At 60.5% G+C, this 15,461-nt stretch carries 13 protein-coding genes; 7 read left to right on the forward strand and 6 right to left on the reverse strand.

Annotation, left to right across the window (positions count from 1 at the left end; translation table 11 throughout):
• Positions 1 to 26 precede the first annotated feature (26 nt).
• From tyrS to LK493_RS00600, 3 genes are all read left to right on the forward strand, one after another.
• Positions 27 to 1,238 carry a tyrosine--tRNA ligase gene (gene tyrS, locus LK493_RS00590; protein WP_035137437.1) on the forward strand — a complete coding sequence of 404 codons (1,212 nt, stop codon included), beginning with the start codon at positions 27 to 29 and terminating at the stop codon, positions 1,236 to 1,238.
• Between the two features lie 270 nt (positions 1,239 to 1,508).
• A complete protein-coding gene (locus tag LK493_RS00595) occupies positions 1,509 to 3,329 on the forward strand; it encodes an adenine deaminase (protein WP_227789769.1) in 1,821 nt (606 codons plus the stop codon).
• Between the two features lie 206 nt (positions 3,330 to 3,535).
• Positions 3,536 to 4,330: a Cof-type HAD-IIB family hydrolase gene (locus LK493_RS00600; protein WP_227789770.1), complete on the forward strand. Its 795-nt coding sequence runs from the start codon at positions 3,536 to 3,538 to the stop codon at positions 4,328 to 4,330.
• A gap of 107 nt (positions 4,331 to 4,437) precedes the next feature.
• On the opposite strand, the gene LK493_RS00605 is transcribed toward LK493_RS00600, so the two are convergent.
• From LK493_RS00605 to LK493_RS00630, 6 genes are all read right to left on the reverse strand, one after another.
• A complete protein-coding gene (locus tag LK493_RS00605; protein ID WP_227789771.1) occupies positions 4,438 to 5,280 on the reverse strand; it encodes a Cof-type HAD-IIB family hydrolase in 843 nt (280 codons plus the stop codon).
• A gap of 87 nt (positions 5,281 to 5,367) precedes the next feature.
• On the reverse strand, positions 5,368 to 6,786 hold the full coding sequence (locus tag LK493_RS00610) for a citrate synthase (RefSeq protein WP_227789772.1): 1,419 nt from the start codon (positions 6,784 to 6,786) through the stop codon (positions 5,368 to 5,370).
• Positions 6,787 to 6,863: 77 nt separating this feature from the next.
• Positions 6,864 to 7,151: an ACT domain-containing protein gene (locus LK493_RS00615; protein WP_006235289.1), complete on the reverse strand. Its 288-nt coding sequence runs from the start codon at positions 7,149 to 7,151 to the stop codon at positions 6,864 to 6,866.
• Positions 7,152 to 7,546: 395 nt separating this feature from the next.
• Positions 7,547 to 8,254, reverse strand: coding sequence for a site-specific integrase (locus LK493_RS00620; protein ID WP_227789884.1), 708 nt, complete (start codon positions 8,252 to 8,254; stop codon positions 7,547 to 7,549).
• An 18-nt stretch (positions 8,255 to 8,272) separates the two neighbouring features.
• Entirely contained in the window at positions 8,273 to 8,524 is a 252-nt protein-coding gene (locus LK493_RS00625) for a helix-turn-helix domain-containing protein (protein ID WP_006235292.1), read from the reverse strand.
• Between the two features lie 9 nt (positions 8,525 to 8,533).
• Positions 8,534 to 9,046, reverse strand: a complete 513-nt coding sequence (locus LK493_RS00630; protein WP_006235293.1) for a DUF2975 domain-containing protein — start codon at positions 9,044 to 9,046, stop codon at positions 8,534 to 8,536.
• 135 nt (positions 9,047 to 9,181) lie between these two features.
• Between LK493_RS00630 and LK493_RS00635 the strand changes: the two genes are divergently transcribed.
• The 4 genes from LK493_RS00635 to rpmE all read left to right on the forward strand — a co-directional run bounded on the left by LK493_RS00635 (position 9,182) and on the right by rpmE (position 15,269).
• The gene (locus LK493_RS00635; protein WP_227789773.1) at positions 9,182 to 11,413 is read left to right on the forward strand and encodes a hypothetical protein; all 2,232 of its coding nucleotides are present in this window, start codon (positions 9,182 to 9,184) and stop codon (positions 11,411 to 11,413) included.
• A complete protein-coding gene (locus LK493_RS00640) occupies positions 11,410 to 12,150 on the forward strand; it encodes an ABC transporter ATP-binding protein (protein ID WP_158554606.1) in 741 nt (246 codons plus the stop codon). The genes LK493_RS00635 and LK493_RS00640 overlap by 4 nt, the downstream gene beginning before the upstream one ends.
• 279 nt (positions 12,151 to 12,429) lie before the next feature.
• The gene (locus LK493_RS00645; protein WP_227789774.1) at positions 12,430 to 14,118 is read left to right on the forward strand and encodes an ABC transporter ATP-binding protein; all 1,689 of its coding nucleotides are present in this window, start codon (positions 12,430 to 12,432) and stop codon (positions 14,116 to 14,118) included.
• Between the two features lie 725 nt (positions 14,119 to 14,843).
• The gene (gene rpmE / locus LK493_RS00650; protein ID WP_006235303.1) at positions 14,844 to 15,269 is read left to right on the forward strand and encodes a 50S ribosomal protein L31; all 426 of its coding nucleotides are present in this window, start codon (positions 14,844 to 14,846) and stop codon (positions 15,267 to 15,269) included.
• The last annotated feature ends 192 nt before the right edge of the window (positions 15,270 to 15,461 follow it).

Consider the following 15,461-nt stretch of genomic DNA (forward strand, 5'->3'; position numbering starts at 1 on the left):
GTGCTATAGCAAAAGGAGGATACCCAATGCTGTCTGTCGACGAGCAAATGCGTATCATCACCTCGGGCGCAGCGCAGATCGTCCCCGAGGCCGACCTTCGCAAGAAGCTTGAGAAGGGCGAGCCCCTCAACATCAAGCTCGGCGTCGATCCCACCAGCCCCGACCTGCACCTGGGCCATGCCGTGCCCCTGCGCAAGATGCGTCAGTTCCAGGACCTGGGCCACAACGTCACCCTCATCATCGGTAACGGCACCGCACTGATCGGCGATCCTTCGGGCAAGAACTCCACCCGCCCGCAGCTTTCGCAGGAGCAGATCGAGGCCAACGCCGAGACCTACGTGAGCCAGGCCATGAAGATCCTGGATCCCGAGAAGACCACCATCGTGCACAACGGCGACTGGATCCTGTCGATGGATCTGGCCGGCCTGCTGCAGGTGTGCTCCAAGTTCACCGTCGCCCGCATCCTCGAGCGCGATGACTTTACCAAGCGCTACCAGTCCCAGACGCCGATCGCCCTGCACGAGTTCCTGTACCCCGTGATGCAGGCCTTCGACTCCGTGCAGATCAAGGCCGACGTGGAGATGGGCGGCACCGACCAGCTCTTCAACCTGCTCGCTGGTCGCGAGCTCATGGAGAAGATGGGCATGGAGCCGCAGATCGCGCTTACCATGCCGCTGCTCGAGGGCACCGATGGCGTGCGCAAAATGTCCAAGTCCTACGGCAACTACATCGGCCTGACCGATGCTCCCAAGGATATGTTCGGCAAGACCATGTCCATCCCCGACGAGATGATCGGCAAGTACTATCGTCTGGCCAGCTCGCTCACCCCGGCCGAGGTCGACAAGATCGACGCTGCCCTGGCCGACGGTTCCGCCGACCCCTATGAGCTCAAGCGCGCACTGGGCCGCGACCTGTGCGACACCTATCACGGCGCCGGTGCCGGTGACGAGGCTCAGGCCGAGTTCGACCGCGTGTTCAAGGAGGGCCAGCTTGCCGACTTCCCCGAGAAGCACGTTGAGCTGACTGTTAACGACGAGGGCCAGATCTACCTCGCAGGCCTGCTCAAGGACCTGGGTCTTTCGGCGAGCGCCGGCCAGGCCCGTCGCGACATTGACGGTGGCGGCGTCAAGATCAACGGCAAGGCCGTGGCTCCTAAGAGCTACAACATCGACCCGAGCGCCCTCAAGCTGGGCGACACCCTCTCCGTAGGCAAGCGCAAGGGCTTTAAATTGGTCTAACGAGCAAGTTAACCTCACAAGTGCGACAAGGCCGCAGCCGGGATTTCCGACTTCGGCCTTTTTGGCACTTGGGGACGTTCCTTTTGTGCCGGCACCTAGGGACACTCCTTGTATTGGTGCTCGGCGGCAGTCCCCTTTGCGCCAAGCGGCGTGTGCCGTTAAGCGGAGGGGCGTATCGTTGGCCCGTCGTTTGGGCATACAATGGCTATTGGCTTGCTGCGGTGAAGGCTCGTCCGCTCCGCAGTTATTTCTACCGTTAAAGGAGTATGTATGTCCGTTGAGGTCATGAGGTCCGTGATTGATGCCGCCGAGGGGCGCGTGCCCGTCGACACGCTGTTTACCAATGCGCAGATTGTCGACGTATATGGCCAGCGCGTGGCGCCCGGTAGCGTTGCCGTCAAGGATGGCGTAATCGTCGGCGTGCTCTACAGCGGTCGCGACGATGCCGCCGGCACCTACGAGGCGACCGATGTCATTGACTGCCAGGGCCGCTATATCGCCCCCGGCTTTATCGACGGACATCTGCATATCGAGTCCTCGAACATCCGTCCCGCCGAGTATGCGCGCATGGCGGCGACGCGCGGCACCACCACTGCCATTGCCGACAGCCACGAGATCGCCAACGTTTCCGGCCTGGACGGCCTGCGCTTTATGATCGAGGACGGCCGTCGCGCGCCCATTTCCATCAAGTACATGATGCCCTCGTGCGTGCCCGCGCTGCCCGATGAGCAAGCGGGCGCTGTGATTACCGCCGCTGACATGCAGGCGTTTTTTGCCGAGTATCCGGGCGATGTCTTTGGCCTGGGTGAGATGATGAACCTGCCGGGTGTCTTTATGGCCGACCCCGAGACCTGCGCTCGTATCGATGCTGCCAACCAGACGCCGTCCAAGCAGGTCGACGGCCATGCGCCGCTCGTTGCCGGCAAGGACCTCAATGCCTATGCCGCGGCGGGTATTATCGCCGACCACGAGTCGACGATTCCCGAGGAGGCGCTCGATAAGCTGTCCCGCGGCATGTATGTGATGCTGCGCGAGGGCACGTGTAGCCACGACCTGGCCAACTTGTCGCCGATGCTGCTGGAAAACCCCGCCCTCGCCCGTCGCTGCTGTTTTGCGACCGACGACCGCGCTCCCTCCGATGCGCTTTCGACCGGCATGATCGACAATGCCTGCCGCGTGGCTATCGAGGCCGGTATTGACCCCGTGGTTGCCATCTCTATGGCGTCCCTGTCCACGGCCGAGGCGTTTGGCCTGGACCACGGTTGCCGCGACCAGCACGAGCTGCGTGGCGCCATCGCCCCGGGCAAGCGTGCCGACCTGCTGGTACTCAACGACCTGACGTTTGCCACGGCTCCGCATCGCGTATATGCCGCCGGTGTTCTGGTGGCGCAGGATGGCACCTTTGTGGGCGAGATCGCACCCGAGATGGCCGAGGTTGCGGCCCTTGCCGATGAGCTGCGTGCTTCCGTTAAGCTGCCGAAGCTATCGCTCGACGTGTTCGACTATGCCTTTAAGCCGGGCGAGGCCGTGATCGACGTGGTGCCGGGCAAGGCCATCACGGGTATGGCTCGCCCCGAGAGCGCCGAGGGCCTGCGCCGCATTATGCTGATCGAGCGTCACGGCCGCGGCGTGTCACTGCAGGCTGAGGGCGCCGATGGCGACGGTCCCGCCGGCATGGGGCTCGTCGGCAAGCATATCGGCCGCGGCTGGGTGCGCGGCTTTACCATCACGGGCGGCGCTATCGCCTCGACGATTGGCCACGACTCGCACAACGTGTGCGTGGTGGGCGACAACGCCGCAGATATGATGGCTGCCGTCGAGGCCGTGGGCCAGGGCGGTCACGTGCTGGTGCGCAACGGCGAGGTCGTGGCGCGCATTCCGCTGGCGCTCGGCGGCCTGATGAGCGAAGGCACGGCCGAGGATGTCGCCGCGCAGCACGACGACTTTATGGTTAAGGCACGCGCCATGGGTATTGAGCCGCCGCTCGACCCCATCATGGGCATCATCTTCCTGCCCCTGCCGGTCATCCCGACGCTCCGCATCCGCCCCGAGGGCATGTTCGACGTCACGACCTTCACCTACGCCGACTAGTCATTGGGGACGTTCTTAAACGACTAGTCGCCTGCGACACTCTTTGGCGTGTCGCCTGACGCTGCGACCGTGGGACCTCTGGCGCGCGTGAGCTATGTGCTAGGTCCATGTAACGTTTATGACTGCGGGGTCTTATTTGAGCTCCCTTTGGGTACGTTGGAATCGGATACACGTTCGATTCCAACAAGCCCGAAGGGAGCTTTTCTATGTTTAAACTGATTGCATCCGATATGGACGGTACGCTGCTTGACGAAAACGGCCAGGTGCCTCCCGAGACCTACGAACTGATTCTGGCGCTACACGAGCATGGCGTGCATTTCGCCGCATCGTCAGGTCGTCGCTACGATCGCCTGTGCGAGTTCTTTGCGCCCGTTCGCGACAAGATGGACTTTGTCGCCGCTAACGGCGCCCAGGTCTACGCCGACGGTAAGATGGTAGACCGTGAGGTGTATTCCCACCTGGCGATTCGAAGGCTCGCCCAAGCCGTCAGGACGTTTCCCAATCTGCATCTTGCGCTCTTTGACCGAACCAAGTCCTTCCTGCTCGATGACGAGTGCAAGTTCGTGCGTGAGGTCGATAAGGACCTTCCCAATGCCGAGCGCATTTGGGAGCTGCCCGATCCCAGCGTAAATATCATCAAAGCGAGTATCTTTTGCGACGACGGTGCCGTTATGGACAGTGCGTACGTGCTGCAGCGCGAACTCGGTCAGCTCTTTACTTTTGCGCCTTCGGGTAACGCGTGGATCGATGCTATGCAGCCCGGCGTGTCGAAGGCTTCGGGTATCGCACAGCTCGCGGAGCATTATGGCATTGGGCGCGATGAGGTTATGGCGTTTGGCGACTCGATGAACGACTACGAGATCATTCGCTTTGTCGGCACGGGTTGTGCGATGGAAAATGCACGCCCCGCGCTCAAGGCCGTTGCCGATCGCGTGGTGGGGCGCAACCGCGACCACGCCGTCCAGCAGGAGCTCCGCCGTGTTCTGGAGAGTCTCGCCTAATCCGGCAGATGGGGACGTTCCCGTTCTGCCGGCAGTGGGGGACAGTCCTTGCAGCTTTTCGCGAAGAGTGTCCCCAGTGACTAGTCGTTTAAGAACGTCCCCAATGACTAGGCGAGGGCGGCCATGATGGTGCGGGCGACGCCGTCGTGGTCGTTGTCGAACTCGGTGGTGGCGTCGGCGGCGTCGCGGTCCTCGGGCTCGGCGTTGATCATGGCCATGCCGTGTCCCGCTGCCTGCAGCATGGGAATGTCGTTGATGTTGTCGCCGAACGCCCAGGCGTCGGCGAGACACTCGCCCAGATGCTCGCATAGCCACGTGAGGGCCGTTCCCTTGGTGGCACCCTCGCCCATGACCTCGATATTCATGGCGTACGAACGCGTGACCTCAATGCCTCCGAGCGTGTCGAGCTCCGCCGCGATGGCGTCGCGATCGGCTGGGTCGTGCCAGTACATGGCGATGCGTTCGAGTGTCTCGACCTCGTCGATCTTGCTGTCGATATCCATGTCGATCGGTGTTCGTGTGCGCTTGAGCGAAGCCGCGATGTGGGGGTCGCCGCCGCAGAATTCGTCCAGGCGCGTGTAGAGCGAGCGGGGGAGGAAGCACTGCCCGTCCGCGAAGATATCGAAGGTCACATCGTGGCCGGCGGCGATGCTATGGATGCGGTGGGCGATGGCGCGGTCGAGCGGTCGGCTCAAAATGCGCGTAGCGCGTGAAGTATCGGTGGGCGTACCGTCGTCGAGCTGCCAGACGCTGGCGCCGTTGGCGCAGACCGCGTAGTGTACGGCGGGGTGGGCGAGGATGGGCTCAAAGACGCCCGACAGCGGGCGCCCCGTGCAGGGCACAAACTCAATACCGCGTCGCGCAAGCTCGTCGAGCATCGCCCAGGCGGCGTCGCTCATCTGCTTATCACTCGTCAGCAGCGTTCCATCCATATCGGAAAACACAATCATTCGCTGCAATCCTTTCTACTGGCATAAAAAGCGTGGCCGAGGGCGGTGATGCCCTGGCCACGCTCGGGTTCTATAACGGTCTGCGTCCTAACGATCGGCGAGCGGCTTGTACTCCAGCGGCTCGATAACCGGGCGATACGCGGGACGGATGATGCGGTGCGCGCAGAAGAGCTCTTCCATGCGGTGCGCAGACCAGCCGGCCATGCGGGCGACGGCGAACAGCGGCGTAAAGAGCGTCTCGGGCACGCCGAGCATCTTATAGATAAAGCCCGTGTACAGGTCGATGTTGGCGCAGATGGGCTTGGTCATGCCGTGATCGCGCATCACTTGCGGGGCCAGGCGCTCGATGCGCTCGATGAGTGCGAACTCTTCACCCAAGTCCTTCCTGGCTGCCAGCGAGCGCGCGTAACGGCGGCAGACCTCGGCGCGCGGGTCGCTGAGCGTGTAGACGGCGTGGCCCATGCCGTAGATGAGGCCCGTGCCGTCGAAGGCCTGCTTATCGAGAATCTTGCTCAGGTAGGCTGCGACCTCGTCCTCGTCCTCCCAGTTGGAGACATGCGCACGGATGTCCTCGTGCATGGACACGACCTTGGCGTTGGCGCCGCCGTGGCGCGGGCCCTTGAGCGAGCCGATGGCCGCGGCGTAGGCGGAATACGGGTCGGTGGCCGAGGAGGACAGCACGCGGCAGGCAAACGTGGAGTTGTTGCCGCCGCCGTGCTCTGCATGCAGCATGAGCATCACGTCGAGCAGCATGGCCTCATCGCGGGTGAACGCCATACCGCCGCGGAGCACCTGTAGGATGGTCTCGGCGGTGGAGAGGCCGGGCGTGGGGTGCGGCACGTGAACCTCGGAGCCGCGAAGCTTGGCGATCGAGGCCATGTGTGCGAAGGCGGCGATGCGCGGGAGACGTGCGAGCATGGAAATAGCCACGTCGATCTCATGCTCGGGCGTGATCACGTCTGGTTCGGCATCGAAGGCGTAGAGCAGCAGCACGGCGCGCTGGAGCACGTTCATGATGCTCGACGACACCGTGGTCATAGGGAACTCTTTGACGTACTCGTCGCTCAGATGCCTAAAAGCACCCAGGCGTCCGCAAAAACCGTCGAGTTCCTCTTTGGTGGGCAGCGAGCCCGTGATGAGCAGGTAGGCGACCTCTTCGTAGCCATAGCGATCCTCGGCCTGGGCGTTGTTGACCAGGTCCTCGATGCCGTAGCCACGAAGCGTGAGTTTGCCCTGATCGGGCACGACCTTTCCGTCGACCTTGTTGTAGCCGTGCACATCCGAGATGCGAGTGAGGCCCGCGACCACGCCCGAGCCGTCGGCATTGCGCAGGCCGCGCTTGACATTGTGCTCAACAAATAGGCCCTCGTCATAAGGGTCAGTCGGCAGGCCATAGTAGAGATTTTCGCTTTCGGGCGAAATCTGGCGGCTCGCTTCGTAATCCAAGACCAGGCGGCTCAGGTGGTCGTCGAAGCGGTAATAGATTTTCTTGGCGTCGTAGGCCATGCGCGCTCCTCTCCGGGCCGCTTGGGGGCCGCGCGCTTGGACGATATGACGTCAAGCTGCCCCGAGCGGCTTGTTCGCTACAGGCGGTACATAAAGTTAAAGACGTCCTCGCGCTGGATGGACACGTTGACGCCCGAAAGCTCGCCGGCCTCGGCCAGCGCCTTCTGCAGCTCGGCGAAGTCGAGCTTGGACTCGGCGGTGTCGGCCAGCATGGTCATGGTGAAGATGTCCTCGATAATGGACTGCGTAATGTCGCGGATGTCGACATTGGCCTCGCCCAGGACACGGGTGACGCCGGCGACGATGCCGGGGCGGTTCTTGCCAAGGACGGTGATGACGATGCGGGAGGACGAGATCTCGGCCATGGGAAACCCTTTCGCGTGTTGGCGGCGCGCGCGGACGCTCCGCTACGGTACAGTGTTCATCATTGTACCTGTCTGGCGCAAAAAAGGCGCGCTCGCTGCGGCGTTACATGCCTGCAACATGAGCGTAAGGGGGAAGGCCGTACGGGGAAGAGCCGTCTGGCGCGTGTCCGGCTCGTGTTGGGTTGATTTCCGATCTCAGCCGAACACATTGAGCGGACAGGCCGTTCCCGCAGTCAGCCGAACGCCTCCGACGGCTGATTCCGAACTGGAAGCGGAGGGCATCCCCGCCCTTCGGTAGGGGATACCGCTCCGCGGCGCATGCCGCGGGCGGCGCCCCTATCGGACCACCGTGACCTCAGTTGGGATGGGCCCAGCACTGCCGCGTACTCGGTGAGCTAGAGCCAACTGTTCGTCTTCACGTCGCGTATGGCGATATTTCGGTCGTCCGGCTCGGTGATGCCGTAGCCGAACGCCTGGAGCGTCTCGATGGACTCCTGGATCCTCTGTTGGAACATGGGACCCGGATCGACCCTCGGCCCGAGGTGCCCGCGCCAAAGGCACGGCGTGGCGCGCAGCATGTTATGGATTTTGGAGATGGGCTCGATGTCGGCGTAGACGTTGAGCGTCGCCATGGCGTCCTTGTGGCCGAGGATCGATTGGAGCGCCTTGATATCGCCGCCTTGGCGGATCCACTGCGTTGCGAACGTGTGGCAAAGGCCGTGGAACGTGATCAGCTCGTCGTTGGTGCCCATGAGGCCGTTGGTCTCCGAGAACGTCTTGAACGCCCTGCGGATATAGCTTGTCGTCGCGAAGGTCGCGCCCGGCTCCGACAGGATGTAGCAGTCCCCGATCTCGACCGCCCCGGTAAGGCCGCGCAAGCGCAGCTTTCCGCAGTCGATCTCGTGGGTCTCCTTCAGGAAGGGGAGTAGGCCGACCGGGTCGATGGGGATACCCCTGGCGTCATGGGTCTTGGTGTCCTTGATAAACGAACCCATTCCCTTCGCGTACGCCACCGAGTGTCTGATCGAGATCAGGCCCGTCTCGAAATCCACATCGCACCACCGAAGGCCGCAGACCTCGCCGATTCGCATCCCCGTGTGCAGGGCGAGTACGACCGCCCTCTAATCCTCGGCGGACCAATCGAGTCCGAACTCCTTTCGGGCATCCTCTTCGCTCATGACTTCGAGGAGGTCTCCGGGTTGGCAACGAAGGGCGAGGCATAGCTGCTCGAGTGTGTTGAAGCGAATGCCGCGAATATGCCCTTTTTTAATACGGGACAGGTTCACGGGCGTGGTTCCAATCCTTTCGGCAAGTTCGTTCGAGGAAATCTTTCGCTCGGCCATGATCTTGTCGAGGCGAACAATTACGGGCATGGCGTTTCCTTACGCAATCTCGTCGGAGTCGAGGTACAGCTCTCGGGCGTACAAGAAGAGCTGGGAAAGCATGAACAGGACGATGCCGAGAACCAGAGAGGTCCAATCGAATGATGAAGCGATCTCTTGGGCGCCGACGGCCCCCTCGCCGCCAAACATCGAAACGGAGGTTTTGAGTGAGCCGGCGTAGAGGCTGGTGGCAGCTTGAACAACGAAGAGAATGCCGAGCACCTTCAAGCATGTCGCAGACCCTTTCTTGAAGGGGTCTCCGCTCTTGATCGTCCACACGAGAACGGCGCTGAGGATGGTCGTAGCGATACCGATGACGGCAGGGACCAATGTCGAGATCGCAAGGGCTGGATACGCGGGGGAGTCTGCAATTACAGGGTTGTCGAGCACTTCGATTGCTGGCTTTAAGGAGAACGCCACTTGTGCGATGGCGGTGGCGCAAAGGGTCGCAGAGGCTATCGCACATGCGATGCGGAAGGAATGAAGCCGGGGAGTGCGATTGTCGGAACTCATAATAACCTCCGAAGAATTTAAAAAACTCAGGTTACTTTTTAACAGTTTATGTTAAATTGACTTTGCCGGCAAGTAATAAGGGCCGAGCATTTTGTTCGGCCCCTCTGTTCCGACTGGATGAGGTTAAGGTTGGCGATGAATATGCTCAAAATCTCGAAGGCAATCTTTAGGTCGCTCCTCTCCTCCAGGTCGCTCTGTGTTGCCGTTGTTGCGTTGATGGTTCTTTGTGCTTTGCCCGTCTTCAGGAGCGCGGCTGGCATCGACGGACGGGTTGAATACCTCGAGTCGGGAATAACCCGTGTTGAGCAGGAATTGTCAGCATCCTATGCGGATGCGCTTGTGAATGCGGGGGAGGAGGGCGTCTATACCTCTTCATCAAGCATGCCCGCGCTTCTGTACCCTCTTGCCGCGGGGCGTCTTGTCTTGGCGCCGCTCTCTCCTCTGCTTCCGTTTCTGCAGGTATCGGATGGAGCGTACTCCTTTTATGACGGATCGAAGGAGTACTTGCTATGGGCCGCAACGGCCGTTGCCGTTTCGTTCCTTGCCGCGCGTCTTAACAAGCGTGAAAAACTCATCATCCAGGCACCGATGGGTGAGCTGGGCAGGCTTGTTGCATCGAGCGTATGGGCGAGTGTTTTTGCGATGCTTGCCGTCTTCGCCGTCAATCTTCCAGGGATAATCGCCGCACTTGTGAAGAATGGCCCGGGCTCGCTGTTCTATCCGATAGGCTACGTTCAATATGCGACTCCGGTTATCAAACCGGCTTGGCTGGTGTTCGCACAGACGGCCATCTTGCAATTCTTGGTGGCGGCGTTCATCTCGCTCGTCGTTCACCTTGCCGTGAAGATTGCCAATAACCCTACGCTTGGAATCGTGTTCGTATGTGCCCTGATGGGGGTGACGATGGTTCCCGGGTATTACGGAAGATCCATCGCTTTACGTGAGTTCGCCCTGTTGAATCCCCTTTCGTATGCGAACACCGAGCTGACCGTCGGCGCCTATAGCCCGTACCCGACAACGCAGATAGTGAATCTGCCTGGACTTTGCTTCGAGCGTGGCGCGATTACCCTCGTATGCGCAATCGGGATCGAGGTGCTGGCAATTAGCCTGCTTTGCGTTGCTGGAAAGAGCGGCTGCGCGCGCCCGATATCCCCGATTTGTCTTGAGAGAGGTTCCTTCACCGCACCGAGAACGACAGCCCGTTCGAGCGCTTGTGCCTCCGCCGTTGCATACGTAAGAACGATGGGGAAGCTGCTCCTGCATTCTCCTGCCCTCGCCGTATGCGCGATTGCAATGTCGACGGCGATGCTGGCCCCGGCTCTGGTCGAGGTGTTTCCTGACGCTGGTGACGTTTCCGCTGTTCGGTATAGGGATGGGGAGCTCCGTTCAATAGATCGGTATCTAGAGCAGGACGCTGCGAATATGGACGTCGAGGGCAAAGCGGCCCTGGAAGGCATGCGAGATGCTCTTTCGGGTTTCGTGTACGCGCCCACGCCTGCGGAGGGGTTTCGAAGCCTTGCGACGTACGAGCGCGCTCGAGGCGAGCTGGGCGCGGCAGATGCGACCCTCCTGCAATCGATCGGAATCGAGCCGGAGACTCCTTCTCGTGTGAAGGCGCGCGCCCTTCTGCTCGAGTCGATCGCGAGCTTGCCGGACCCCAAGGTTTACGAGTTAAGTACGAAGATGCCCCCATTAATCCTCCTTTCCTATCTCCAGGCAGCGCTTCCTTCCTTGTTTTGGCTGTTGCCCGTGGTTGTCACATCGCTTGCGTGCACCCACCTGCGGTGCCGTTCCCTTCTGGTTTTCCAAGTCCCCGCAACAGCGCATGTGCGTTTTCTGACGGCTGTTGCGCTGTCTCTCCTGCTTGGCTTGGCGCTGCTTTTGGTGTCGATGGTTCCCGCTGCGGTTGTGTCCTTGATTAAGAACGGTGCGGGCGGATCGGAGTATCCCGTCGCTCTCATTCGGGCGGGAGCTTCGACAACGTCCATGGTGGGGGAGGCGGTGTTGTGCAGTATTCCGTTGCTGGTCATGGCATACGGCGTGATTTCCGTCGTCGCTGCGTTGACAGCAGCGATTAGCCGCAACCCCGTTGTCACCGGAGTGGTTTGCGCGGTTCTCCTGGTGTTGGGTTCGTTGAGCGCTCATGTTGAAAGTGCGGGCATGGGCGTCGCGCTGCTGGCTCCATTCGCCTCGTTTGATCCCGCTTCCCAGGTGGGGACGATTGGGTTCCTTGGGCGAGGGACGAACGCGATGCCTTTTGGAGAGGTCGTCGGCGCATCGGGCGCTCTGCTGGTGGTTTTGGGCGCCGTATCTCCGTTGGTGGCGCGCCTGGGTGTTCCAAAGATCGAAAGGGGACGGTCTCGATGATTGGCCTTCAAACGCTGACGATCTCTTATGGAAAGAAGGTGCTCGTAGATTCGGTGGACGCTGAGTTTGCCCCGGGTACGGTCTACGGTCTCGTCGCTCCGAACGGGCATGGAAAGACGACGTTGCTGCGTGCGATGGCAGGTTTGCCGGGTCCTCGCGTGGACGGGAGCATCGTTCTGGATGAGGTGCAGGGTACGGGTGCGAGAGAGGTCCGTTCTATGATCTTCTATGCACCTGGTGAGGGGACGCTGCTGTATCCCGGATTGCGTGCGGAAGATCACCTCAAGATGGTTTGCGATATGTGGCCGCATGCTCGCGATATCGAAGAGATAGTGGAACAAACGCAGATAGGCGAGTTCGCGAAGATGAGGATCCGCACTCTGAGCCAGGGCATGAAGCAGCAGCTTACCCTGGCGATTGCGTATGCGACGGGTGCGCGGTACCTTCTATTAGATGAGCCCATGAACGCGCTCGACCCCAGCAGGGTGGACTTGCATTCCGAGATTCTCAGGAAGCTGGCCGATTCTGGTACGTGCATCATCATGTCATCCCACATCTTGGATTCGGTCGATAGGCTGTGCGATGAGATTCTGTTTTTGAAGGATGGGAGGCTCATTAGAAGCATTCCGCAAGATGATGCTGCGCCGAAGTCTCCTGGATCCCATTTCGCAAAGCCTGCCGGACGCGCCGAGGGTGCGCTAAGCACGTATCGGCGACTCTACGAAAAGGGCGGGTAGAAATGCAAGTTAAAAATCTATGCGGTCAATATAATACCGTTGAACCCGCGTATCGATACCGTTCAGCCATTCGCCTCGCCCCCGTCGCACGTATCTTCATCCGGTCTGTTACTTTTAATCTAACAGTTCTTTGAGGAACGTAGGTGCTTCCAAATGTACTGTCGACTTCTTCTCAAACTAATCCTAAGAGACAAGGCCGTATGGATCTCTACGCTCGTTCTTGCTGTAGCCTTCTCCATCCCCATTGCGTTCAATTCACCCATCTACGGGCCCTTCTTTATGAAGCAGGGCATGCAGGGCTTTGTCGACGCATTCAATACGCGCGCACCCCAGGCCAGCGGCACAGACCTATCGCCAGAGCAGCAAAATGACGCGGAGCTTGCAAGATACGCGAACGCCGCCCTCGCCGCTCAAACCGACGCCGCCTTTCTCGATTCTGCCGAGAGCTACTACGCGCTCATGGGCGAAGGCTTCCAATCCGGATCCATCGTGGGGGACCAGGAGACCAATGACGCAGAGCTCGCATATTGCCGCGCTCTGAGCAGCTCCGGCATCGCGGATATCCCGGCCTCCGCAAACGACCTGCCGTTCCTCTCCTTCCTGCCCTACGCCATTGCCCAGGCGCCGTCCTTCCTTCCCTTCATCCCCTTCCTTCTCTCGTCGATACTCGTGCTCGGCGCCACAAGGCCCGGGACCCTGGCGGCAAAGGCGCCCGTGCCCAAATTCCGGCGCCTTATCCAAACCGTGTTTTCGATAATTGGCGCGGGGACCGCGATGCTCCTCGCCGGCCTTGCGCCCGGGAGTATTTACGCCTTGGCCCTAAACGGCTTCGGGCAGATCGGGTACCCGATCGCCTTCTTCCATAACGGCGCGCTCACTACCACGACCGCGGGAAACGTCTTCACGACCATACTTCTCGCGCTGCTCGCGGGTGGAACCTTGATATCCGTTTGTTCCGTCGTCCTATCGACCGCAACGAGGCGCGTCTTCGCGGGCCCCCTTACCTCCGCGTTGCTTGTCGCGGCCCCGGCATTCCCGTTATTGTCCGATTCGGCACTGGGGCATAATGCCGCGCTCGAGCTCCTGCCGCTGGCCGTGTTCTCGCCTATCGAGGCAACGGGTTACGTAGGATGCTTCCCGACAGAATTCATTGGCTCCGGTTCGGGCGGCGCATCGATGCTTGCCGTGGCCCTGGTATACGTCGCGGTCCTTTTCGCGGTCGGCGCCGTTGTGACGCGTTCGCCCAAACAGGCTGGACCCGCTAAAAAGCACCATGGGCTTGAGCTCCTGGACGCGAGCGTGGGATACGGGAGCACGACGATACTTTCGATCGGATCGCTTTCCTTGGGCCCGGGAACGGCGGCGGGGCTCGTCGCTCCCAACGGCTCGGGGAAAACCACCCTTCTTGAAGCGCTGTCGGGCCAATTTCCCACCCGCATCCGCTCGGGAAGCCTGGCGGCAGACGGAATCTGCCAACGTCGATCAGCCGAATTTGCAGAACTCGTCTACCTGAGCTCTTCGGGCAGCGCGGATCTCTATCCCACGCTATCGGCCATCGAGCACCTTGCTTTCGTTAGGGAGGCGTGGAAATCGGCCGCCGACATCGACTCGCTCTGCGACTCCCTCGGAATCTCCCCATATCTCGACAAGCCGACCCGTAAACTCTCGACAGGAATGAAGCAGCAGGTAAAGCTTGCCATGGCGATAGCGACCGATTGCCCGTACCTCATCCTCGATGAACCGCTGAACGGCCTCGATCCGGGAAAACGGAAAACCTCCTGCGACGCGATGCGCAGCGAGGTGGCGCGGGGACGCAGCGTGCTCATCTCAAGCCACCTGCTCGACGACCTGGCAGACCTCACCAACTCGTTCTACTTCATCGAAGCCGGCACGCTCGTGGAAAAGATCAAGTCGTCCTCGCAGACGCTCAAGCAGGAATACCTCGATACATACGAAGGAGGTGAATGACATGAAACTATTTGAACAGCTGAAGTCCAATGCGTCGCGCATGGCTGTCTACGCCATCCTCGTGGCAACGGCTTTATGCGGAATCGCGGCACCCGTCTAGGCACCCGTCTATGCACTCAACGGGGAGAAAGGCGATGTCGAACCCGCGTACATGGCTTCGACGGTTAAGGACCGGTACAAAGCCTTCTCTGGAGACACGTTTTACGTAGCAGAGTACGACACGACCTACCGTCAGCTTCGCTACAACAAGAGATACGAATATCTAGGCGCAAAAGTAATCAGCTATACATCGGGTTGGTACGGCCCCAACTATGGACACATAACCCAGTTCAAGTGTAACTACCGTGTGTACAACTAAAGCAACCGGCCGGGACGAGGGGTGACGCAAAAGCGTCGCCCCTCGTTTTTAACCATGTCAACTGAACCTAGTTCAGTTTGGTTGATTTCCGATCTCAGCCGAACACATTGAGCGGAAAGGCCGTTCCCGCAGTCAGTCGAACGTCCCCGGGGCCCTTCTCAGGCCCCGGGGACGGCATTTTCCCAGTTGAAGGAACGGTGGAGATGTGTTTCGATGGGTCAGATTCGTGTCGTTCCGAAAAGACCGTGAACCTTTTGTGGGACGCGCGGCGCCGTGGTACCATAGCCGAGTTTGTTGTCTTGGTCGGAAACCAAGACGCCTTATGCGCTGATCGGTAACCAGCGCCTGACCAATAAGGAGTCCTACCATGAAGCAGGGTATCCATCCCCAGTATGTCGAGTGCACGGTGACGTGCTCCTGCGGCAACACCTTCAAGACGCACGCTACCGTGTCTGAGATGAAGGTCGAGCTTTGCAACGAGTGCCACCCGTTCTACACCGGCCAGCAGAAGTTCGTCGACACCGGTGGACGCGTCCAGCGCTTCGCCGACAAGTTCGGTGGCGCCGCTGCCGCCCAGCTCAAGAAGGCCGAGGAGGCCAAGGCTGCCAAGGCCGCCAAGGCTGCTGAGGCCGAGGCCGCTCGCAAGGCCGCCGCTGAGGCTAAGGCTGCCGAGAAGGCTAAGCGTGCCGCTAAGTTCGCCGAGGAGGCTGCCAAGCAGGCTGCTGAGGCTCCCGCAGAGGCTCCCGTCGAGGAGGCCGCTGCCGAGGCCGAGACCACCGAGGCTGCTGAGTAAATAGCTCGCCGCGGAATCACTCGCATTCATGGCATGAGGGCCGTGCATCCATTTGGGTGCGCGGCCCTTTTTCTTTTTAAATTAGTGCAAACTAACCTGTCCCCATGGCACCACATGGCAGAGAGGCGGCGTTTGCCCAGATAGACCTGCCAAAATTAACCTGTCCCATTGTGGCAGGTTGGTCGTAGTTAT

The sequence above is a fragment of the Collinsella aerofaciens genome (assembly GCF_020709435.1).
In the GTDB taxonomy this organism is placed as follows: domain Bacteria; phylum Actinomycetota; class Coriobacteriia; order Coriobacteriales; family Coriobacteriaceae; genus Collinsella; species Collinsella aerofaciens_AU.